The organism is Acidipropionibacterium jensenii, from assembly GCF_005890135.1.
GTDB classification, from domain to species: Bacteria; Actinomycetota; Actinomycetes; order Propionibacteriales; family Propionibacteriaceae; genus Acidipropionibacterium; species Acidipropionibacterium jensenii.
In genome coordinates, this window is record NZ_CP040635.1 from 2,400,361 (window position 1) to 2,422,212 (window position 21,852).

Sequence of the window (21,852 nt, forward strand, 5' to 3'; positions counted from 1 at the left end):
CTGCGCCCCCGGCGCGATTCGAACGCGCGCTCCCGCCTCCGGAGGGCGGTGCTCTATCCCCTGAGCTACGGGGGCCGGGCCCACATCGGCGGGCCAGAAACAGACTCTAGCGCCTGCGGGCCGCAGGCGGCAATCTGACCCCTGCGCACCGTCTCCGGGGATGGACCCCCGAGCAGGCGCGACGCCGGGAATGGCAGGCTAGTGCCATGACCCACATGCACGTGGCCGGCTCGGTCCACGCCGACGTCGCCGCAGCCGCTCCCCAGTGGCTCTTCGTCCCGACCGATGTCAACGCACTCGATCCCGCGCTGTGGAGCTCCACGGTGCGACGGCGTCCCGACGGCGCTCTGGAGATCGGCGGCATCGATGTGCGCACCCTCGTCGACGAGGTCGGTACCCCGGTCTACGTCATCGACGAGCAGGACTTCCGGCAGCGAGCCCGGGCCTTCCGGTCCGCCTTCGCCGGGTGGGACGTCTACTACGCCGGCAAGGCCTTCCTCACCCGCACCATCGCGGGCTGGGTGCACGAGGAGGGACTCTTCCTGGACGTGTGCACCGAGGGTGAGCTCCGGGTGGCCCTCGAGGGCGGGTTCGATCCCGCCCGGATCGGGATGCACGGCAACAACAAGTCGCGCCGGGAGCTGGAGATGGCCCTGCGCTCCGGGGTGGGGCGGATCATCGTCGACTCCCTCGACGAGATCGATCGCATCGAGGAGCTGTGCCGCCGCCACGAGGTGAGGGCACGGGTGATGGTGCGGGTCACCCCCGGTGTGGAGGCGCACACCCACGAGTACATCGCCACCGCTCACGAGGACCAGAAGTTCGGCTTCTCGATCACCAATGGCGCCGCCATGGTGGCCATGGTGCGCTGCCACGCCAGCCCCGTCATCGATCTGCTGGGGATCCACTCGCACATCGGCTCCCAGATCTTCGACACCGGCGGCTTCGAGGTCGCGGCCCGGCGCACCATGAAACTGCTCTCCCAGTTCCAGCAGGCCACCGGGATCGTGCTGTCCGAGCTCGATCTCGGCGGTGGCTTCGGGATCGCCTACACCTCCCAGGACTCGCCCTCCTCCCCGGAGGACCTGGCGACCGACCTGCGGGACATCGTCGAGACCGAGGCCAGGGCCCACCAGATGCCCGCCCCCCATGTCTCCCTGGAACCGGGCCGGGCCATCGTCGGACCGGCCGGGATGGCCGTCTACGAGGTGGGCACCGTCAAGCCGGTGGACCTGGACGGCGGGGCCCAGCGGGTCTACGTGTCGGTGGACGGCGGGATGAGCGACAACATCCGGCCCGCCCTCTACGGGGCCGAGTACTCCGCCACCCTGGCCAATCGCACCTCCGCCGAGGTCGGGGCGCTGTGCCGGGTGGTCGGCAAGCACTGCGAGGGGGGCGACATCCTGGTCCGCGACGAGTACCTGCCCGCCGACATCCACCCCGGAGACCTCATCGCGGTGCCCGCATCGGGCGCCTACTCGCGGTCCATGGCCAGCAACTACAACCACGTGCCGCGTCCCCCCGTGGTGGCCGTGGATCAGGCACAATGGACGACGCTGCTGCGTCGGGAGACCCTCGACGACCTGGTCGGTCTGGACCAGGGCCAGGTCGTGGGCACCATCCCGCAGTGACCGACCAGCACAGCAGGCGCCGCGGCGACCGCGGCGCACCAGCACCCCGTCGGACACCCACCAGTACCCGATGACTCGAGTTGAAGGACCAGCACACATGACCCCCACCAGCGCCCATCAGGGCCCCGCGTCCACCCAGGCAGGCGACCAGACCACCGAGTCCAGCACTCCGCTGCGGGTCGGTCTGCTCGGCTGCGGAGTGGTCGGCTCGCAGGTGGCCAGGATGATCCTGTCGGGTGCCGACGACGTCCGCGCCCGCGTCGGACGCCCCGTCGAACTGGCCGGGATCGCCGTGGCGCATCCCGACCGGCCCCGCGCCCGCCTGCCCCAGGATCTGTTCACCGCCGATGCGCAGGCCCTGGTCGCCCGCGACGACATCGACATCATCATCGAGGTGATCGGCGGAATCGAGCCCGCCTACCACCTCATCATGTCCGCGATCGAGCACGGCTCCTCGGTGGTCACCGCCAACAAGGCGCTGCTGGCCGCCCACGGACACGAGATCTACGCCGCCGCGGACGTCCACGGCGTCGACGTCTACTACGAGGCGGCGGTGGCCGGAGCCATTCCGATCGTGCGACCGCTGAGGGAGTCCCTGGTCGGTGACGAGATCCGTCGGGTGATGGGGATCGTCAACGGCACCACGAACTACATCCTGGACAAGATGACGACCGAGGGAGTCGGGTTCGACCGGGCCCTCGCCGAGGCGCAGCGGCTGGGCTTCGCCGAGTCCGACCCGACCGCCGATGTCGAGGGGTTCGACGCGGCCGCCAAGGCCGCGATCCTCGCCTCGCTGGCCTTCCACACCAGGATCCGCGGCAGTCAGGTGTACCGCGAGGGGATCACCGACATCACCCCCGAGGACATCCGTGCCGCTCGGGGAATGGGCTGTGTCATCAAACTGCTGGCGATCTGCGAGATGGAACCGGAAGGGGTCTCGGCGCGGGTGCACCCCGCCCTGGTGCCCGAGGACCATCCGCTGGGAGTCATCCGCGGGGCCAACAACGCCATCTTCGTGGAGGCCCGGGAGGCGGGCCACCTGATGTTCATGGGGCCCGGTGCCGGTGGATCCCCGACCGCCTCGGCGATCATGGGTGATCTGGTCACGGTGGCCCGCAACCGCACCCGCGGAGTGGCCGGTCCGCCCCAGTCGATCTTCGGGGACGTCCCGGTGGCCGGTATCGGCACCGTGCACACCCGCTTCCACCTGAGCATCCAGGTGCGCGACCAACCGGGCATCCTCTCCCAGGTCGCCTCGGTCTTCGCCCGGCACGGGGTCTCTCTCCAGACCGTCCAGCAGTCCGCTCTGGAGGGGGCCTCCAAGGAGGACGGCTGGTCGGCCAGCCTCCGGATGGTGGTCCACCGCACCCGCGAGTCCGACTTCGAGGCCTGCCTGGCCGAGCTGAGCCAGTCGCCCATCGTCAACGGCGACCCCCGGTTCATCCGGGTGGAGGGGATGTGAGCCGATGATCGGCGCCGGACAACGGGTCAGCGTCCAGGTTCCCGCCACCTCGGCGAACCTCGGACCGGGGTTCGACTGCATGGGTGTCAGCCTGAGCATGTGGGACCACGTGACGGTCACCACCCGGGAGCAGCCCGGACTGCTCATCCAGGTGGCGGGGGAGGGCCACGACACCGTCCCCCGTGACGAGTCCCACCTCGTGGTGGCAACCCTGCGTCAGGGACTGGTCGACCTGGGCCATCCGCATCCCGACATCGGCCTGGAGCTGTCGGCCCGCAATCACACCCCCCAGAGCCGTGGCCTGGGCTCCTCGGCCTCGGCGATCGTCTCGGGCCTGTGCCTGGCGTGGGGGCTGGCGCGTCCCGGCGAGCCGCTGGACCGCGACCACCTCCTCACCATGGCCACCGCCATCGAGGGGCATCCCGACAATGCCGCACCGGCCATCCTCGGCGGTGCCCAGGTCGCCTGGTTGCAGGACGGCGAGGTGCACCACATCGGCCTTGACGTCCACCCCGCGATCCGGTTCCGCGCCTATGTGCCCAACCGGCACGTGCCCACCGCGCTGGCCCGCCACGTGCTGCCGAAGATGATTCCTCGCAGTGACGCCGTCCACCAGGTGCTCGCCTCCACCCTGCTGGTGACGGCTCTCACAAGCGCACCCGATCGCCTGCTGGCCGCCACCCAGGACTGGATCCACCAGCCCTACCGGCGTCCCCTGATGCCCGAGTCCGGAGCGCTGATCGACCGGCTCCGGCGGGCCGGTGTTCCCGCCGTGATCTCAGGGGCGGGCCCGACGGTGCTGGCACTGGGGACCTCCGAGATGCTGTCGGGAGCCGACGAGATCGAGGCCGACGGCTTCCTGGTGCTGGAGCTCGAACTGGCCGGCGGAGCCCGGCTTCTGGCGCCCGAGAAACGGGCCGGCCAGGAGCAGCCGCCATTCCCGCAACCCCGGGAACCACTGCTATAGTGGTCGGCAACGCGTCACCGACGCGTTTCCCCCCAACATGATGCGCGAGACTCTCTGCGCGGATGTTCTGTTCGGCACGGTGTGATGCCGGGCGCTCAGGACAGCCATGACGTTGCAGCAGTACAGCGCAGCACAGTGTGCTCCCGCCACCATCACCGGGGTCCTTCTCGGCAGACAGCCTCCCTCTCGGTCCATGAATGGGCGAGAGGTGAGATGCCTGGCCATCAGACATTCCTGCCTCCCGGGCGGATCATCCCGGGTCCGGGCAGTTCGAAGGGAAATACGTGACACAGTCCACACACGGGGCCGCCTCGACCGGGGCGTCCCAGGGCACCGACCTGTCGGCCAGACTCCTGCCGGAGCTGCGCGCGATCGGGTCCCAGATGGGCATCAAGGGAGCCCGCACGATGCGCAAGGCCGACCTGGTCGCAGCGATCAGGGAGGGCGGGTTCTCCCCGGCCTCCGCCGGCTCCACCGCCGCCCCCGCCAGCGCGAAGGCCGCCGTCGGCCACGAGTCCGGCAGCGCTCCGTCGAGCGCCGACCAGGCCTCGAACGACCAGGCCGGCAGCGTCGAGCAGGCCAGTGGCGTCGAGCAGGCACCGCGTCGGCGTCGTGGTCGGGAGGGCGGCCAGCGCCGCTCCGAGGATCAGTCCCGCCCCGACCAGAACACGGCCGATCAGAACAGGGACGACCAGAGCAGGGACGATCAGAGCAGGGCCGAGCGGCCCCGTTCCGATCAGCGCCGTTCGCGGGACCAGAACCGTCCTGAGCAGAACCGCTCCGAGCAGGGTCGTTCGGAGCGTCATCAGGACCGGCAGTCCCAGAACGGCCAGAACCGTGGTGAGGAGCGGTCCCGGCGCCGCCGGGCAAACCCCCAGCGGACGGCTCAGGAGGACGGTCCGGAGCTGTCCACCAGCCAGGTGAGCGACGAGGTGGGGGCCCGCCTGGACGCCCTGTCCCATCATCAGGGCGGCCACCAGGACACCGCCGAGCACGAGCATCAGGAGTCGTCTGTGACATCGTCGGGCGAGGATGACTACAACGGCGGTCGGCGCTCTCGTCGGCGCCGCCAGCGCGATCGTCAGAACAGGCGCAAGCGCGGCGGGGACCACGGCGGCGGCGACGAGCCTGAACTCAGCGTCCGCGAGGACGACGTCCTCGTCCCGTGCTCCGGAATCCTCGACATCCGCGACCAGTACGCCTTCGTGCGGACCAGCGGCTACCTGCCCGGTCCCAGCGACGCCTATGTGGCGATGAACCTGGTGCGCAAGCAGGGGCTGCGCAAGGGAGACGTCATCACCGGCGCGATGCGCGCCAAGCGAGAGGGGGAGAGGCGCGAGAAGTTCGCCCCTCTGGTCCGTCTCGACACCGTCAACGGCGCCGACCCCGAGCAGATGCGCAGCCGCGCAGAGTTCTCCCGGCTCACCCCTCTCTACCCTCAGGAGAGGCTGCGGCTGGAGACCGACGCGAAGAACATGACCGGCCGGATCATCGACCTGGTCAGCCCGATCGGCAAGGGTCAGCGCGGTCTCATCGTCTCCCCGCCGAAGGCCGGCAAGACGATGATCATGCAGTCCATCGCGAACTCCATCACCCAGAACAACCCCGAGGTCCACCTCATGGTCGTCCTGGTCGACGAGCGTCCCGAGGAGGTCACCGACTTCCAGCGGACCGTCTCGGGGGAGGTCATCGCCTCGACCTTCGACCGCCCGGCCGATGACCACACCCAGCTCGCCGAGCTGGCCATCGAGCGCGCCAAGCGGCTGGTGGAGCTCGGCCACGACGTCGTCATCCTGCTGGACGGGATCACCCGGCTGGGACGCGCCTACAACCTGGCGGCCCCGGCCTCGGGCCGGATCCTGTCCGGCGGCGTCGACTCGGCGGCCCTCTACCCGCCGAAGAGGTTCTTCGGCGCCGCCCGCAACATCGAGGACGGCGGGTCGCTCACCATTCTGGCCACCGCCCTGGTGGAGACCGGCTCCAAGATGGACGAGGTGATCTTCGAGGAGTTCAAGGGCACCGGCAACTCCGAGCTGCGGCTGCGCCGCGAGTTCGCCAACAAGCGGCTCTTCCCCGCTATCGACGTCGACGCCTCCGGTACCCGTCGCGAGGAGCTGCTGCTGTCCCGCGAGGAGACCGCGATCATGTGGAAGCTGCGTCGAGTGCTCTCGGGTCTGGACGGTTCCCAGGCCCTGGAGATGCTGCTGTCCAAGCTGCGCAAGACGCAGACCAACACGGAATTCCTGTTCACGATCGCCAAGACCACCCCCGGATCCGACTGAGTCCCGGCGGGTCTCCTCCCCGCGGGGAGGAGACCCGCCGGGCAGCCGTCCTCGGACTCTTCCGAGACTTGATCGGGGTGGGTCGATGGGGAACAATGGTGCGCCGCTGCCGGTTCACGCCCCGGAGATCTGCTCCTCGGCGACCCGGCACCGTGACGAGTCAAGGAGTTTCTCGATGAAGCAGGATACCCACCCCCAGTACCACCAGACCACGGTCGTGTGCACCTGTGGCAACACCTTCACCACGCGCAGCACGGCCCCCACGGGCACCCTGAGCGCCGATGTGTGCGCCACGTGCCATCCCTTCTACACGGGCAAGCAGAAGATTCTGGACACCGGTGGCCGGGTGGCCCGTTTCCAGCGCCGCTACGGCAAGGTCGCGGCACAGCACTGAGCCGGGTTCTCGGGAGACCGGGTCCGCCGTGCGGAACTGAGGACGCCGGGCGCACCGCCCGGCGTCCTGTCATGTCATCACCGGCATCGAGGAGATGCGTGCATTGTCGTCATCACAGTCGGCCCCGTCATCACAGTCGGGGAACGGCCCGACCGTCCCAGCGGTCCTGGCGGAGCACGAGGTCGTCGACCAGATGCGGACCCGGCGGAGCGAGATCGACTCCGCCCTGTCGACCCCGAGCGTGATCGCCGACCCCTCGGCGGTCCGACGGCTGTCCCGGGAGAGGGCCAGACTCAGCAGGGTGCTCAGCCACGCCGACGCCGTCTCCGCACTGGCCGATGACACCGCCGCGGCGGCCGAACTGGCCGCCGAGGACGACAGCTTCGCCGCCGAGCACGACCGGCTGGCCGCCGACCTGGCCCGGGGGCGGGCCGAGCTCACCGAGCTGCTCATCCCCTCCGACCCGATCGACGACGAGGACGCGCTGCTGGAGATCCACTCGGGCGAGGGCGGTGAGGAGTCCGCCCTGTTCGCCGCCGATCTGCTGAGGATGTACCAGCACTACGGCGAGTCCCTCGGGTGGCGACTGGAGATCCTGGACGCCCAGCTCACCGATCTGGGGGGCTACCGCTCCGTGACGGTCGCCGTCCGGGGCACCGCCGACAGACCGGCCTACGGCACCCTCAAGTTCGAGGCCGGGGTGCACCGGGTGCAGCGGATCCCGGTCACCGAGTCCCAGGGCAGGGTGCACACCTCGGCGGTCGGGGTGCTGGTGATGCCCGATGTCGACGCCGGTCAGGTCGATCTGGACCCCGTAGACATCCGGGTCGACGTGTTCCGCTCCTCGGGCCCCGGCGGCCAGGGGGTCAACACCACCGACTCCGCGGTCCGCCTCACCCACATCCCCACCGGGATCGTGGTGAGTTGTCAGAACGAGCGCAGCCAGCTCCAGAACAAGGAGCAGGCGATGCGCCTGCTGAGGGCCAACCTGATGGCCCTGGCCGCCGAGGAGGCCGCCGACGAGAGCACCCGGATGCGTCGCGAACAGGTGCGCTCGGTGGACCGCTCGGCACGCATCCGCACCTACAACTTCCCGGAGAACCGACTCACCGACCACCGGATCGGCTTCAAGTCCCATCGCCTCGACGAGATCCTGAACGGGCGACTGGACGAGTTGGAGGCGGCCCTGCACGCCGATGAGGTCTCCCGGCGGATGACGGCCGTGCGTCGGGAGAACCGTTGACCTCCCGCCCCGCGGACCGTCGGCGTCCCGGCCTCTCCGGGCTGCTCGGCCAGGGCTCGCAACGCCTGGCTCGGGCCGGAGACGAGTCTGCGGCCGCGACGGCACGGATCCTGCTGTGCCACGCCCTGGATGTCGAACCCGCCAGGCTGATTCTCTGCCCGGACCCGGGCCCCGATCAGGAGCAGCGGTACCGCGACCTGATCGACGCCTGCGCCGCCGGGCGTCCCGCCCAGTACCTCACCGGTCGCGCCTGGTTCCGGTCGGTGCGCCTGGCCGTCGGGCCCGGGGTCCTCATCCCGCGCCCGGAGACGGAACTGGTGGTGGGCGAGGCGGTCCAGGCCTGTCGAGACCTGGTGGCCCGGGGCATCCGCCCGGTGGTGGTCGATCTGTGCACCGGCTCGGGGGCGATGGCCGCGGCACTGGTGCGCGAGGTGCCCACCGCCCGGGTGCACGCCGTGGAGCTCGAGCCCGAGGCCCTGCGATGGGCCAGACGCAACCTGTCGGGAACCGACGTCCAGCTGCACCCCGGAGATGCCCGGACGGTTCCCGCCGGGATGGACGGCCGGGTCGACGTCGTGATGACCAATCCCCCCTACCTGCCCGAGGCCCTGGCCGACCAGGTTCAGGACGAGGTGCTGGCCAACGAACCGGGATCCGCGCTGTTCTCCGGGGCGGACGGGCTGGATCTGGTCCGGGACCTGGTTCCGCGAGCCGCTCGGCTGCTTCGGGCCGGCGGGATCCTGGTGATGGAGCACGATCCCAGCCAGCAGCACAGTCTGCCCGCCCTGCTGACCGCGGACGGGCACTGGGACCGGATCCGCGATCACGCCGATCTGACCGGACGGTCGCGCTTCGTCACGGCCGTCCGCCGGGATGAGGGCGAAGTGGTGGAAGGATGACAGACATGGATGCGAGCGAACACATCGACCCCGACCCGACAGGATCGGAGTCGCCCCAGCAGGATCTCGAGCCGGGCCTGACCCCGGAGATCGTCGACATCACCGACCCTCAGCAGCGGCCGGAGGCGCTGCGACGCGCGGCCGCCCTGCTCAAGGAGGGGGAGTGCGTCGTGCTGCCGACCGACACCGTCTACGGGATCGGCGCTGACGCACTGGATCCGATAGCCGTCCAGCGGCTGCTGATGGCCAAGGGTCGCGGACGCGACATGCCCCCGCCGGTCCTCATCGGCGACGCGGCCGTGCTGCCGGCGCTGTGCGACCGGGTGCCCGATGCGGCGAAGGCGCTGGCCGACGCCCACTGGCCGGGCGGGTTGACCCTCATCTTCCATGCCCAGCAGGACCTCACGATGGACCTGGGTGAGACCAACGGGACCATCGCGGTGCGGGTCCCCGACCAGGACGCGACCCGCCAGCTGCTGCGCATCACCGGGCCGCTGGCGGTCAGCAGCGCCAACAAGTCCGGATCACCCGCGGCGCTGACCGCTCAGAACGCCGCCGACCAGCTCGGCATCTCGGTGGCTCTCTACCTCGACGGTGGCCCCTCGCGCATCGGGGAGGCCTCGACGATCATCGACTTCGCCTCCGGTGACGAGGGAAAGGTGCTGCGCCAGGGCGCGCTGTCCATCGAGGACATCCACCTCATCGCACCCGATGTCGTCCCCCTCGCCCAGCCCGAGACGCCGGACCCGGCACCGGAGACCGACCCGGAACCCGCCGACGGGCCGAGCCAGGACGCCGACCCGGTCACCACCGACCAGCCCACCGGCTCGACCGAGTAGATGCGCGAGTATCTGCTGGTCATGCTCGTCTCCGGGCTGACCACCTACCTGCTTGCCGGCCTGTGCCGGCAGGTGGCGCTGCGCGTCGGAGCGGTCGCGCCGGTGCGATCGCGCGACGTGCACACCGTCCCCATCCCGTACTTCGGCGGGGTGGCGATGCTGGGAGGGGTGGCCCTGTCGTGCCTGCTGGCCGACAACCTGCCCTTCCTCGGACGCCACCCTCTGGTCGGCGACGACGCGTTCACCATCTGCATCGCCGGGATGACGATCTGCGCCGTCGGGGTGGTCGACGACATCCTCGATCTGCCCGCCCTGGCGAAGGCGGCCGGTCAGGTCCTGGCGGCCGGGATCGTGGTGACCGGTGGGGTGCGCCTGTTCTGGATCCCGCTGCCGAACTCGATCATCGCCCTGGGGACACCCACCTCGATCCTGGTGACGGTGCTCATCATCGTGCTGTGCGCCAACGCCGTGAACTTCGTCGACGGGCTGGACGGACTGGCGTCGGGGGTGGTGGCGATCGGCTCCTTGGCATTCTTCGTGTACACCTATCTGCTGGCCTACGAGCAGGACTTCGTGGTCGCCACCACGGCCTCCCTCATCACCGCGGTGACCGCGGGCGCGTGCCTGGGCTTCCTGCCCCACAACTGGCATCCCGCCCGGATGTTCATGGGTGACTCGGGAGCCCTGCTGCTCGGTCTGCTGCTGGCCTCATCGACCATCTCGCTGACCGGTCAGGTGGACTCCAGTGCACTGGTGGCCCGTGACGGCGGCCTGGTCCCGGCCTCGCTGCCGATCATCCTGCCGGTGGTGATCCTCTGCCTTCCGCTGCTGGACCTGGTGATGGGTTATGTCCGGCGCACCCTGCACGGCACCTGGTTCTTCGTCGCCGACAAGAAGCATCTTCACCATCGGCTGCTGGCCCGTGGCCACTCCCATGTGCGCGCCGTGCTGCTGATGTACCTGTGGTCGGCGGTGCTGTCCTTCGGCGTGGTGACGATGGGGCTGGCCCGCAGCCTGTGGTCGGTGCTGGTCTTCCTGGCCGGCCTGGGGGTCACGATCCTGCTGACCCTGGCCAACAATCACGCCGGGTCCAGGCGGTCGGGAACCGAGGGCTGAGAGGCCGACAAGCGGCCTCCGCGGGTGCGGGAGTTCCCCCGTTTCGCCGGTCCGCCCACCGGCCATGGGGAAGAATGACGGCCATGACTTCGACACTCCTGGCCGTGGGCCGGTTCGACCTGGGGAGCCTGGGATGAGCGCCGTGCGCGAGCTCTCCGGGGCCGGTGGGAAACTCGTGAGCAGGGCCGGCAGAGCCGCCAGGGTGCTGCGCCAGGAGGGGCCGATCGGTCTGGCCCGTCGCGGGGTGCGGGCGGCCTACCGTTCGCTGGGGGCGGCTGTGCTGGACGAACCGCTGCTCAATGCCGACATCGCAGATCCCACCGCGCTAGATCTTCAGGTGCCCGCCGAGCGGCCGTCCCGGGACCGCCCGATGAAGGTGGGATGGGTGACCACCCCGCCGGCCGCCGGGTCGGGAGGGCACACCACCCTGCTGCGGATGGTCGAGGCGACCGAGCGCGCCGGCCACCACTGCACCCTCTTCCTCTACGACCGCTACGGCGGGGACCTCGCCCAGCAGGAGGCCGTGATCCGCCAGTGGTGGCCCGGCGTGCGCGCCACGGTGCGCAGTGTCGAGGACGGGATCAGCGGGGTCGACGCCTGCGTCGCCTCCTCCTGGGAGTCGGCCCACGTGCTGGCCACCCGGGGGACCGAGGCGATGCGCCGGTTGTACTTCATCCAGGACTTCGAGCCCTATTTCTACCCCAGGGGATCTCTCTACTCGCTGGCCGAGGACACCTACCGGTTCGGATTCCGCTGCATCGCCCTGGGAGCGATGGTCGCCCGGCTGCTGCGCTCGGAGATCGGCATCGAACCCGATGTCACCGAGTTCGGGTGCGACACCACCGTCTACCGACTGCTGGACCCGCGTCCCCGTACTGGCGTCGTCCTCTATGCCAAGCCCGACGTGCCGAGGCGGGGGTACTGGTTGGCGCGGATGGCCCTGGAACGGTTCCACCGGGCCCATCCCGAGGCCGACATCCACTATTACGGTGAGACGGTGGCCGACCTGCCCTTCCCCGCAACCCAGCACGGTCGACTGACACCGGTAGAGTTGAACGAGCTGTACAACTCGTGCCGGGTCGGTCTGGCGATGTCCTTCACCAACATCTCCCTGGTGCCCGAGGAGATGCTGGCAGCCGGCGTCGTGGCGGTCGCCAACGACGAGCCCGACGCCCGGGCGATCCTCACCAATGACCATGTCAGGTGGGCCGCCCCCAACCCGGCATGCCTGGCCGAGGCACTCGGCCAGGCCTATGAACGGCCGAGCGGCGACGAGGCCGCGATCGCCGCCTCGGTGAGTCAGGTCGGCTGGACCAGGGCGCAGGCCGATGTCGTGCGCATCCTCGAGGAGGAGGTCTACGGAGACTAACCGGCCTGGGGCCCGCGGACCTGGCGGACGCGGGCCAGCAGCCACCGTCCCATCACCGCCAGATAGACCGCGACCGCGCCGGCTCCTCCCACCAGCAGGGCGATCACGGGGGCGCTGATGAGGTGGCAGGCCGCCAGTGCGGCCAGGCAGGCCGGCACGGTGGCGAGGGTCGGGCGCAGGCAGGCCCTGGCGAGGGCGCCCAGTCGGACGCCGGTGGCGCGGATGATCCCCAGATAGCCGGGCAGGATGAAGATCACCGAGGCGCCGACATGGACCCATGCGGCACCCACGATGCCGTGCCGGGTCGTCATGAGGATCATTCCCGTGGTGAGCACCACGATGGTGAGCACCTGGAGCCACAGCACTCCGCGGCTGCGTCCCAGGGCGTACAGGTAGGCGGCGAACAGGTCGAAGATCACCCTCAGCGAGCCGTAGAGGCCCAGGGCGGCGAGAACCGGCACCGAGGGGGCCCACTTCGCCCCGTAGATGACGTGGACCAGAGGGTCGGCGAGGGCTGCCAGGGTGACGCCGGCGGGCAGGGCCATCGCCCAGATCACCGAGGTGAGCATCGGCAGCGCCCCGGCGGAGTCCTTGACCCGGGAGACGTAGGGCATCGCGATTGAGCGGACCATCTGCGACAGTGCGCTCATCGGCCAGTTGGCGATGTTGAATCCCAGCACGTAGAAGCCGAGGGCGGTGGCCCCGGCCAGACGTGCGATGACGACATTGTCGACGTTGAGCAGGATCCAGGTGAACAGGTTGGCGCCGGCGATGGGCAGGCTGAAGGCCAGCACCGCGCGCCACCGGGTGCGGTCCAGACCGAATCTCGGCCGGACCCTTGCGGCCATGAACTGGAGGGTGCTGGAGACCGCCTGGGCGGCCACCCGACCGATCGCCAGGGAGAGCACGCCCAGCCCGGCGGCGATCAGGATGAATGTCACCGCGGTGGAGACGATGAGGTCGACCAGGCTGATGAGGAACAGCTCGCGCTGCTGGAACCGGCGAAGCATCAGGCCGTAGGGCACGATCGAGACGCCTGCCAGCAGCAGCGTGAGCGACAGCACCGCGATGGCGCTGCCCGCCCGGTGGTCACCGAGCAGGGTCGCCAGTGGTCCACTGAGCGCGACGGTGGCGACCGTCAGGCTCGTCCCGCTGATCAGTCCGAAGGTGGCGACCGTCGGGGCGACCCGCTCGGGCTCCTCGGAACGGATGATCTCGGCGGACAGTCCGAGGTCCGCCACGGTCATCAGGATCCCCTGGACGGTCAGGGCGACGGCGTACAGACCGAACTGGTCGGGGGAGAGGATACGGGCCAGGACCACCCCGACGAGCACGCTGCCCAACCGCAGGATGACCGTGCTGACGCCGCTCCAGACAGCTCCCCTGGCCGCGGTCGCCCCCAGGCTCGGGGAGCCCGGGTCCGAGGTGTCATCGGCGGCGGTTCGAGGAAGCAGTCCCATCGTCGAGCCCTCTCGTCGTCGCCTGCCGCAGCACCGTGTGGGGGAGTCTAGCCCGACCGGCACGCCGCACAGGGGCAAACAGGCGCAGCCTCTGACAGGTGCGGGGACGAACGACGCCGGCCGGACCCTGAGGGTCCGGCCGGCGTGGCTCGGGTGAACAGCCGAGGTCAGCTGGCGCTGACCGCAGCTCCCCTGGCATCGGGGGCCGAGGGGCTGTAGCGGTAGTTGTCGCGCCACTCGGCCCAGCCCGGTCCACCTTGAACGGTGGAGGGGCCCCAGCCGGTGCTGTTGAACCGGTTGTTCACGGCCCGGACGTTGCGGTAGCTGCCGTTCTCCGAGGAGGGCTGGTTGAGGAAGAGGTTGTAGCCGCCTCCCTCGATGAGGTTGCCCTCGACGCGCAGGTTGTCGATCCGGTCGCCGAGGGACTGGATGAACAGTCCGGCGGTGACATTGCCATCGGCGATGTTCAGGCGGTTGTTGGTGAACCGCGCCACCCGGTTCGGGTTGTCGCCGGTGACCATGAAGTCGCGCATGGTGGCGGCCTCGTTGTGGGAGCTGCCGTAGGAGCGCAGGTCGGTCACGTAGTTCTGCTCGGCGATCGCGTCGTGCTTGGTGCCGGTTCCGTAGAAGCAGATCCCGCTGCCCATGCCGTGCATGTAGTTGCGCTGGAGCGTTCCGGTGCCGCGGAAGGCGCAGGCCGCCGCGATCTGAGAGGCGGGCACGTTGGAGGCGTCGATCTCGGAGTCGCGGATGATGATGCTGCGGTCCGAGATCACCGGGCAGGAGTCCCTCCCGCAGACGAAGTTGGAGACGATGGCGGCGGTGCCCGAGTTGGAGGCAGAACCGCTGCTCGGCTGGATGCAGGAACGTTCGACGATGATGTCGCCGTTGCGCAGGTCAAGCTGACCGACGATCCTCACCCCGGAGATCCGGGTGCCCGCCGCCGGGGTCAGGGATCCCTTGTAGACGGGCAGGCTGGAGCAGGTCAGTCCGAAGGGGGCCAGGCCGACATTGTGGGAGTTCAGCTGCCAGCCCATCAGACCCTTGGCAGCCGTGCTGTTGGTGGTCGTCGAGTTGCTCGGCCTCGGAATGGTGGTGCTGGGCGTGGGAGCAGTGGTGTTCGGCTTCGGGGCGCTGGTGCTGGGCTTGGGCGCGCTGGTGCTGGGCTCGGGAGCGCTGGTGGCCGGCGACGAGGTCGCGGGGCTCGGTGCCGGGGTGCCGGAGGTTCCCGAGGAGGGGGTGAACTCGGTGTCGACCCAGTAGTTGCTCGCCCCGTAGGTGCTGGTCGGGAAGGAGGACTTCCAGCCGTTGGTGTAGACCCCGGCATTGCGCGGCATGGTCAGGGTGGAACTCGTCCTGGCCTGGGAGAAGTAGTTGCGGGTGGTCGGGTACGACCCGGACTTCGCGAAGGCCGAGACCACGTAGCCGCTCCCGGCGGTGAGCTTCACCGGAGAGGTGAGGCGGACGCTGATCCAGCCGGTGCTGGTGGTGCGGGAGACCCGGGTCTGGGCCAGTCGGTCGCCGTTGGCGGTCCACAGCGAGACGCTGCGGGGGGTCACGGAGGCATCGGCGCTGGCCTTGTAGAAGCGCACCGAGGAGACCGTTCCATCGGTCGACGGGGTGAACCGCATCCCCAGTTCGACGGGGATGCCCTCGTCGATGGACCTGACGTCCTTGGGAGCGGATGCACCGAAGGTGGTGGACGGGGCGGCACTGGCCTGGTTCGGAAGGGCGGCGAGGGCCGCTCCTGCCGCAACCGCGGCCATCACGATCGCGACCGAGGCGCGTAACGGCCTCCGGTGCGAGGCGGTTGACGTGGACTTCATGGGCTTGGGACCTCTCCAGGATGGACGGTGGTGGTCCACAGCGTGCAGACGGAATGACGCCCGCGACGTTGACTGAGACGACAGTAACAAAATGCTGAGAAACTCTCAAAGTCGCATCAGGTTTGATCGCACGAGGTCCCTCGCGGTCTGCCGCCACCGTACCGGCTGATCGATATACTGACGGCGCGTCGTGGGCCGCCCGGGCACTTCACACACCGATGAGTGGACTCCCAGTGAGGACGATCAATGGACACAGCCGAGGCCAGACCGGTCGGACCGCTCGCGTCCGGCCAGGAGCAGGGGGAGCGGCAGTTCTCCGGTCCCGACGGTGAGGTCGATGTCGCGGCCGTCGTCGTGACCTACAACAGCGCCGAGATGATCGAGGGTCTGGTGGAGTCCCTGCGCCGGGACGCCACCGACATCGCGCTGCGGGTCGTGGCCGTCGACAACGGCTCCACCGATGACACGGTCGAGCGCCTCAGGCGACTGGGGGACGTCATCGTCATCGAGTCCGGCGGGAACCTGGGGTACGCGGCGGGCATCAACATCGGGATGAGATCGGTGGGGGCGGCCCGCAGCGTCCTCATCCTGAACCCCGACGTGAGGCTGCTGCCGGGCTGCCTGGCAGCGCTGCGCGGCCGTCTGGGTCGGGGAGCCGCCTGTGCCGTACCGGCCATCGTCGACGCCGAGGGTCACCTCTCCCACTCGCTGAGGCGCGAGCCGAGTCTGACCGCCGCGGCCGCAGACGCGGTGCTGGGCAGGCTGTGGCCCACCCGACCGTCCCTCCTGTCGGAGACGGTCCGTTCGCCGGCGGCCTACCGACGACCGCATCGGATCGACTGGGCCACCGGGGCGGCCCTTCTGGTGGATCGCCGCACCGCCGATCGGGTGGGCCCGTGGGACGAGCGGTTCTTCCTCTACTCCGAGGAGACCGACTTCTTCCGCCGGCTGCGCGACTGCGGCGGCGAGGTCTGGTACGAACCGGAGGCACGGGTCGTCCACTCCGAGGCCGGCTCGGGCCGGACCCCCGAACTGGTGGCCCTCACCATCGTCAATGCGGTGCGCTACGCCGAGAAGCACCATCGGCGCACCGCCCTGCCACTTCGAGGGATCCTGCTGCTGCACGAGCTCCGCAGATGGCGGGACCCCGATCACCGAGTGGCCCTCTCGGCGCTGCTCTCGCGTCGCCGCTGGGAGGACCTTCCGCACACGACCTCCGGTGACGCGCAGGGTGCGATCGACCTGTTGCTGGTAACCCGGTTCAACCTTCCCTCCCGCGGGCCCGAGAGTCTCATCAGGGCCCAGGAGGGCTGGCTGCAGAGCCGCATCGAACTCTTCGAGCGCTACACCGTGCCGTCGGTGCGCTCCCAGACCGACGAGGGATTCCGGTGGCTGGTCTACCTGGATCCGCAGAGTCCTCAGTGGCTGCTCGACAGGCTGAACCCGCTGGTGAGGCAGGGGCTCCTCACCGTGCGCTACAGCGAGGAGGTGAGTTGGCAGGACCTGGCCGCCGACGCCCGCGATGTCACCGGTGGCCGCGGACGGCTGCTCGTCACCGCCAATCTCGACAACGACGATGCCCTCGCCGCCGACTTCGTGGCACGACTGCGGGACGCGGCGTCCAGAGGACTGCGCGGAGCCGTCTACCTGGCAGACGGCCTCATCAGGGTGGACGGCCGCGTCTATCGGTGGCGGGATCCCGACAACGCGTTCTGCAGCGTCATCGAGACGTGGGACGCGCCGATGACCGCCTGGCGGGACTGGCACATTCTGCTGCATCGACACATGGCTGCCACCGCACTGGAGGGACCGCCCGGATGGCTGCAGATCGTCCACGGCAGGAATGTCAGCAACCGCATCCGAGGACGCCTGGTCGATCCTCTGGCCTTCCGTAGACTGTTCCCGGGAGCCCTGGATGACGTCGCCTCACCGTCCGGACGAGAACTCATCGCTGACGCTCTGGTGGCCCGACCCGCACGGGAGGGTCGTGAGATGGTCCGCGGAGCTGCCAAGCGGGTGCTGCTGATGGTGCTGGGAAAGAACGGTCTGGAGAGGCTCAAGGAGAGGTGTCATGGCGGGCGCTGACAGGACTGGCACGGGAGATGCTCACGTGGATGTCACCGGCTGCGCTGGTGCGCTCCGTGGTCGGCGCTGGGCCGGTGGGGCGGCACTGATGGTGGGGCTGTGCCTGATGGCATCGGGCTGCACTGGCTCCGGACCCGGTCCGGCCTCCGGTTCGAGCCCGGCATCTGGTAGTTCGAGACCGTCGGCGGTCTCCCCGTCGGCCGGCGCCTCCTCCGTGGCGGCACCGACCTCGGGCTGGGCGATCACCCAGGCGAATGTCGGTCTCAGGCGCCTCGGACTGAACTGCACGAGCCTTCCCGCCTACCGGGGGCCGAGCACGGTGCCCGCCGGGACGACGATCTCGGGCCGGCTCATCAGCACCGGTCTGGACCTGTCGTCGGGCAGCATCACCATTGAGCGCAGCTGCATCCGTCCCACCAAGGCCGCACCGGGGATGCCGATCGTGGGCACGACGAACTACAACTCGATGCGGCCGGCCGCCGGCAGGGTGATCATCCGCGACAGCGAGATCGACGGCACCCTGCTCGATGCGAGAACCGCGGCCCAGGCGACCGGTTTCATCGGTGTGGCCGACCTGGCCCGGAACTACATCCATCGCCTCGGCAGCGGTATCGGAATCATGAACGCCGGATCGGAGCTCGACTCGGTGATCGAGCAGAACTACGTCACGGGACTGGTGGCCGAGGGCGACCCGGCCAAGGACGGCACCCACTCCGATGCCTTCACGGTCCGTGACTTCGACGTCAGCAAGAGGGCCGACCGGACCCTGGTCGTGCGCAACAACCGTTTCGACTGCGATTCCGGGTCCGACACCGGTGCACTGTTCATCCAGACCTATTCCGGACGCATCGGCAATGTGCTGGTCGAGGGGAACCTGCTGGAGGGGGGCGGCTACCAGTTGGGGCTGAACGGTGCGAACTACCCGTACAGCAATGTCCGCGCCCTCAACAACCGGTTCAGCGGGACCGGTTGGGGCCCGGCCTATCTGCAGGGTGGAAAGGGCTGGACCCGGTGGGAGAACAACCATCTCCACGGCGATGGTGACGTGCGTGCACAGGGTGCCGCGGTGAACCACCCGTGACCTCGTCCGGGCGTCACCCGGGGTGGCTACGATGGCGTCAACATGATGCCGACACGAAGGGCGCGTCGTGAGCTTCCTGACCGTTGCCGGGGTGATGGTGCGTCGGTGGTACGTCGTGCTGGTGGCGGTGCTGTGCGCCTCATCGATCGGATACCTCTGGATGAGAGACGGCGGCTGCTACAGTGCGGCAACCACGGTGAGCTTCACCCTTCCGGCACGGGCGGCTCTGCTGCCCGACAGTGGTCGTGACGACGCGAGCGTCATCGCCTTTGCGGGATCGGTGGCGGGGGAGATCAACAACGGCAGGGAACCGGCGACGTATGCGTCCAATGACGCACCTCTCTACGGGGTGGGGGTTCGGCAGGGGGTGCTGGTCGCCATCCCGAACACCGGGGGGCAGTGGTCGGCCATGTTCTCCAGGGCCGACATCGAGATTCAGATCGTGGGTCGGACCCGGGAGTGGGTGGAGAGAACGCAGCGCGAGACCATCCAGAAGGTCTTCGAGGTGTCCAGACAACGCCAGGGCGCGGCCTACACGGATCCGCAGAAGTACATCACCCCGACCGTGATGCCGCTGACCGGCGGCATCCAGCAGGTGACGGTCGGCCGCCCGGCCCAGATGATGGCCTTCGTGGCCCTGATGGCGGCCGCTCTGCTGGCCGGCGGATGGGGTGCCGTGATCGTTGACAGAGGACTCGCCGGACGGCCTCCCCGAGATGAAAGGTCCGCAGCATGACCGTGACCCAGACCTTGCGCGGGCTTCTGCGCCGCTGGTACATCCTGGTGGTCGGCCTCGTGGTGGCGATCGCCGTGGCAGCGGGAGTCTGGAGTGCCGTGCCGCCCACCTACACGCGCACCTCGACCCAGATTCTTCTGCCGGGATCCGGAATGATCCCGAGCGGCAGCAATCCCTACCTGTTCGTCGGAGGACTGGCACCCGCCGCTGACATCATCGTCCGTGGTCTGGGCTCGAAGAATGTCATCGAGGAGGTCGTCCAGGGCCGTGCCGGGACCACTGTCCAGGTGGCTCGGGACCAGACCACCTCGGGACCGGTGATCCTCATCACCGTGGAGTCGACGAGTGACCGGGACGCAGCAGCCGTGCTGTCGGCCATGAACCAGCGCACCGCGAGCCTGCTGGACTCCCTGCAGGCCGAGGAGAACATTCCGGAGCGGCGACGCATCTCGGTGGTGGCCGTCTCGGTCGACAAGCGCGGTACCGCCGAGCAGAAGAAGCGCCTCATGATGACCGGCGCATCGGGGGCCGCGGTCCTCGCCCTGTCGGTGCTGGTGGCATCCTTCGTCGACGGCGCCGTGCTGCGACGGCGGCGAGCGCGACGGGCGGCGCAGAGCGATGAGGACACGGCCTCCGACGAGCCGGCCCTCGACGGGCCGCCGGACTCCGAGAAGGGTCCCGGGCCCGACGGGGCAACACGCTCCGAGGAGTCCGCCCAGGCCGATGACGAGTCGGGCGAGACCTCCGGTCCCGATGCGACTGCGGCAGCCGGGGAGGAGTCGTCGAAGGGTCACGGCGCCGAGTCCGAGGAGGACTCCTCGACCGATGAGGCCTCGGACGGTGCCGACGGCTCCGAGGACACCGACGGGGTCGATGCGCAGTCCCTGGGTGACCGGGACCCCGCCCGGACCGACGATCCCGAGCAGACTGCGGTCCGCCCGCAGGCGGACCAGGGCTCCTCGCTGTCCCGGTCGGCGGCCTCCCCCGTGGATCCCGCCGAGGACACCGATCTTCCGGACCGAAGGGGTGACCGTGGAGAGCGGGCGCCCATTGGGTGATCCGGGGACGGGCAGGGTCGGCGCCGTGGGAATGCTCACGGTCTACCTGCTCTGTCTGCTGGTGATCCCCTCCAACGTCACCATCGTCGGCCTGGGAACCTACGGTCGTCCATCGATGCTCTGGGGACTGGTGCTGTTGGCATGGTGGGTGCTGTGGCGGCTGGAGGGAGGGGTTCCTCCCGCCGGTCGGGACCGTCAGGTGGTGCGGATCGCGATGGGCGCCCTCGCCTTCGTGATCCTGGTGAGCTTCGCCCACGCGATGCTCAGAGGTCAGCCCGCCGACCAGATCAGCCCGGCGATCGCGGCCCTGGTGCGTACCGCCTCCTGGGGCGGGGTCTTCCTGGTGGCGGTGGACGGCCTGGTCGACACCGATGACGTGGTGCGCCTGACGCGGCGGTTGGTGGTGCTCACCGGCCTGATCGCCTGCTTCGGGCTGGCTCAGTTCGCCACCCGGCGGACGATGCTGTCCTGGGCCGAGGGGATCCCCGGCCTGGTGTTCGGCGCCGACGACTTCTCGTCGCGGGGCATGTTCGCCCGTGCTGTCGGCACAGCGACCCACCCGCTGGAGTTCGGCGCCGTGGTGGTCGGCATGCTCCCACTGACCATTGCCGCCGCGGTCTCGGGAGGATTCCGCAGGGATCGGGCACTGCGCTTGCGCTGGTGGATACCCGCGACCCTCGCCGCTCTGGTCGCCCTGGTCTCGGTGTCGCGTTCGGCCATCGTGGGACTGGCGGTGGCCATCCTGGCATCGATCCCGGGGATGCCCCGCAAATCCCGCCGGGTGCTCACGGTGGCAGCCGGAGTCGCCGTCGTGGTGGTGGCCGTCGCGGTTCCGGGAATGGCCAGCACGGTCGTCTCGCTGTTCACCGGGGCCTCCGACGATCCCAGCACTCTGTCGCGCACCAACGCGCTGGCCAGGGTGCCCGACTTCCTGGCCGCATCCCCACTGCTCGGCGCTGGATTCGGCACCTTCCTGCCGCGCTACTACATCTTCGACAACCAGTGGGTTCTCACCCTGGTCGAACTCGGCATTGCGGGAGCGGCGGCGCTCGCCGCCGTCGTCGTCTCCGCGATATGGAGCGCCGTCATCGCGGCGAAGGGCCTTGACCCCGCCGGTGCCGTGGTGGCGCGAGGAGCGGCGGCCTCGATGCTCACCCTCGCTGTGCTGTTCGCATTCTTCGACGGTCTGGCCTTCCCGATGTCAGCCGGTCTGCTGTTCCTGGTGGCCGGTGTGTGCGCAGCCTCGTACCGGATGAGCGCCCGCCCGGAGACGGCCTCGCGGTTGCCGTCGATTCCGCTCCCCGAGAGCCGGGCCATGAGAGACTCGGTCTAGCTGAGGAGCCGCCCGGGACACGACCCATGCGGCACCGAGCGATGGCAAGCCCACTCACCTGTCGAGAGATA

Annotated in this window: 17 protein-coding genes and 1 tRNA gene; 15 read left to right on the forward strand and 3 right to left on the reverse strand. The window is 69.5% G+C overall.

Annotated features, from left to right (window positions below):
• Positions 1-3: 3 nt before the first annotated feature.
• A tRNA-Arg gene (locus FEZ32_RS10705) sits at positions 4-75 on the reverse strand.
• A 131-nt stretch (positions 76-206) separates the two neighbouring features.
• On the opposite strand from FEZ32_RS10705, the gene lysA reads away from it, so the two are divergent.
• The 10 genes from lysA (at position 207) to FEZ32_RS10755 (ending at position 12,202) form a co-directional block, all read left to right on the forward strand.
• The gene (gene lysA / locus FEZ32_RS10710; protein WP_138680579.1) at positions 207-1,631 is read left to right on the forward strand and encodes a diaminopimelate decarboxylase; all 1,425 of its coding nucleotides are present in this window, start codon (positions 207-209) and stop codon (positions 1,629-1,631) included.
• A gap of 97 nt (positions 1,632-1,728) precedes the next feature.
• Entirely contained in the window at positions 1,729-3,093 is a 1,365-nt protein-coding gene (locus FEZ32_RS10715) for a homoserine dehydrogenase (RefSeq protein ID WP_097798726.1), read from the forward strand.
• 4 nt (positions 3,094-3,097) lie between these two features.
• On the forward strand, positions 3,098-4,060 hold the full coding sequence (gene thrB / locus FEZ32_RS10720) for a homoserine kinase (RefSeq protein ID WP_138680580.1): 963 nt from the start codon (positions 3,098-3,100) through the stop codon (positions 4,058-4,060).
• 284 nt (positions 4,061-4,344) lie between these two features.
• Positions 4,345-6,342: a transcription termination factor Rho gene (gene rho / locus FEZ32_RS10725; RefSeq protein WP_138680581.1), complete on the forward strand. Its 1,998-nt coding sequence runs from the start codon at positions 4,345-4,347 to the stop codon at positions 6,340-6,342.
• Between the two features lie 175 nt (positions 6,343-6,517).
• On the forward strand, positions 6,518-6,736 hold the full coding sequence (rpmE, locus tag FEZ32_RS10730) for a 50S ribosomal protein L31 (protein WP_028703275.1): 219 nt from the start codon (positions 6,518-6,520) through the stop codon (positions 6,734-6,736).
• A 193-nt stretch (positions 6,737-6,929) separates the two neighbouring features.
• Complete coding sequence (prfA, locus tag FEZ32_RS10735) at positions 6,930-7,979, forward strand: peptide chain release factor 1 (RefSeq protein ID WP_414973647.1); 1,050 nt, start codon at positions 6,930-6,932, stop codon at positions 7,977-7,979.
• Complete coding sequence (gene prmC, locus FEZ32_RS10740) at positions 7,976-8,878, forward strand: peptide chain release factor N(5)-glutamine methyltransferase (protein WP_138680582.1); 903 nt, start codon at positions 7,976-7,978, stop codon at positions 8,876-8,878. The genes prfA and prmC overlap by 4 nt, the downstream gene beginning before the upstream one ends.
• Positions 8,875-9,717 (forward strand): L-threonylcarbamoyladenylate synthase, encoded by an 843-nt coding sequence (locus FEZ32_RS10745; protein ID WP_138680583.1) that lies wholly within the window; start codon positions 8,875-8,877, stop codon positions 9,715-9,717. The genes prmC and FEZ32_RS10745 overlap by 4 nt, the downstream gene beginning before the upstream one ends.
• Entirely contained in the window at positions 9,718-10,833 is a 1,116-nt protein-coding gene (locus FEZ32_RS10750; protein WP_138680584.1) for an MraY family glycosyltransferase, read from the forward strand.
• Positions 10,834-10,966: 133 nt separating this feature from the next.
• On the forward strand, positions 10,967-12,202 hold the full coding sequence (locus tag FEZ32_RS10755; protein WP_138680585.1) for a rhamnosyltransferase WsaF family glycosyltransferase: 1,236 nt from the start codon (positions 10,967-10,969) through the stop codon (positions 12,200-12,202).
• Here the strand turns inward: FEZ32_RS10755 and FEZ32_RS10760 are convergent.
• Positions 12,199-13,662: a lipopolysaccharide biosynthesis protein gene (locus FEZ32_RS10760; protein WP_051238344.1), complete on the reverse strand. Its 1,464-nt coding sequence runs from the start codon at positions 13,660-13,662 to the stop codon at positions 12,199-12,201. The two genes, FEZ32_RS10755 and FEZ32_RS10760, sit on opposite strands and share 4 nt — an antisense overlap.
• Before the next feature lie 167 nt (positions 13,663-13,829).
• A complete protein-coding gene (locus tag FEZ32_RS10765) occupies positions 13,830-15,488 on the reverse strand; it encodes a DUF4082 domain-containing protein (RefSeq protein ID WP_138680586.1) in 1,659 nt (552 codons plus the stop codon).
• A gap of 246 nt (positions 15,489-15,734) precedes the next feature.
• Here FEZ32_RS10765 and FEZ32_RS10770 point away from each other — a divergent pair, with 246 nt between their 5' ends.
• From FEZ32_RS10770 to FEZ32_RS10790, 5 genes are all read left to right on the forward strand, one after another.
• Positions 15,735-17,573: a glycosyltransferase gene (locus FEZ32_RS10770; RefSeq protein WP_138680587.1), complete on the forward strand. Its 1,839-nt coding sequence runs from the start codon at positions 15,735-15,737 to the stop codon at positions 17,571-17,573.
• A 214-nt stretch (positions 17,574-17,787) separates the two neighbouring features.
• A complete protein-coding gene (locus FEZ32_RS10775) occupies positions 17,788-18,654 on the forward strand; it encodes a hypothetical protein (protein ID WP_138680588.1) in 867 nt (288 codons plus the stop codon).
• 67 nt (positions 18,655-18,721) lie between these two features.
• Entirely contained in the window at positions 18,722-19,390 is a 669-nt protein-coding gene (locus tag FEZ32_RS10780; RefSeq protein ID WP_138680589.1) for a hypothetical protein, read from the forward strand.
• The gene (locus tag FEZ32_RS10785; RefSeq protein WP_138680590.1) at positions 19,387-20,448 is read left to right on the forward strand and encodes an ICP22 family protein; all 1,062 of its coding nucleotides are present in this window, start codon (positions 19,387-19,389) and stop codon (positions 20,446-20,448) included. The genes FEZ32_RS10780 and FEZ32_RS10785 overlap by 4 nt, the downstream gene beginning before the upstream one ends.
• Before the next feature lie 31 nt (positions 20,449-20,479).
• On the forward strand, positions 20,480-21,781 hold the full coding sequence (locus FEZ32_RS10790) for an O-antigen ligase family protein (protein ID WP_244937991.1): 1,302 nt from the start codon (positions 20,480-20,482) through the stop codon (positions 21,779-21,781).
• Positions 21,782-21,852: the final 71 nt, after the last annotated feature.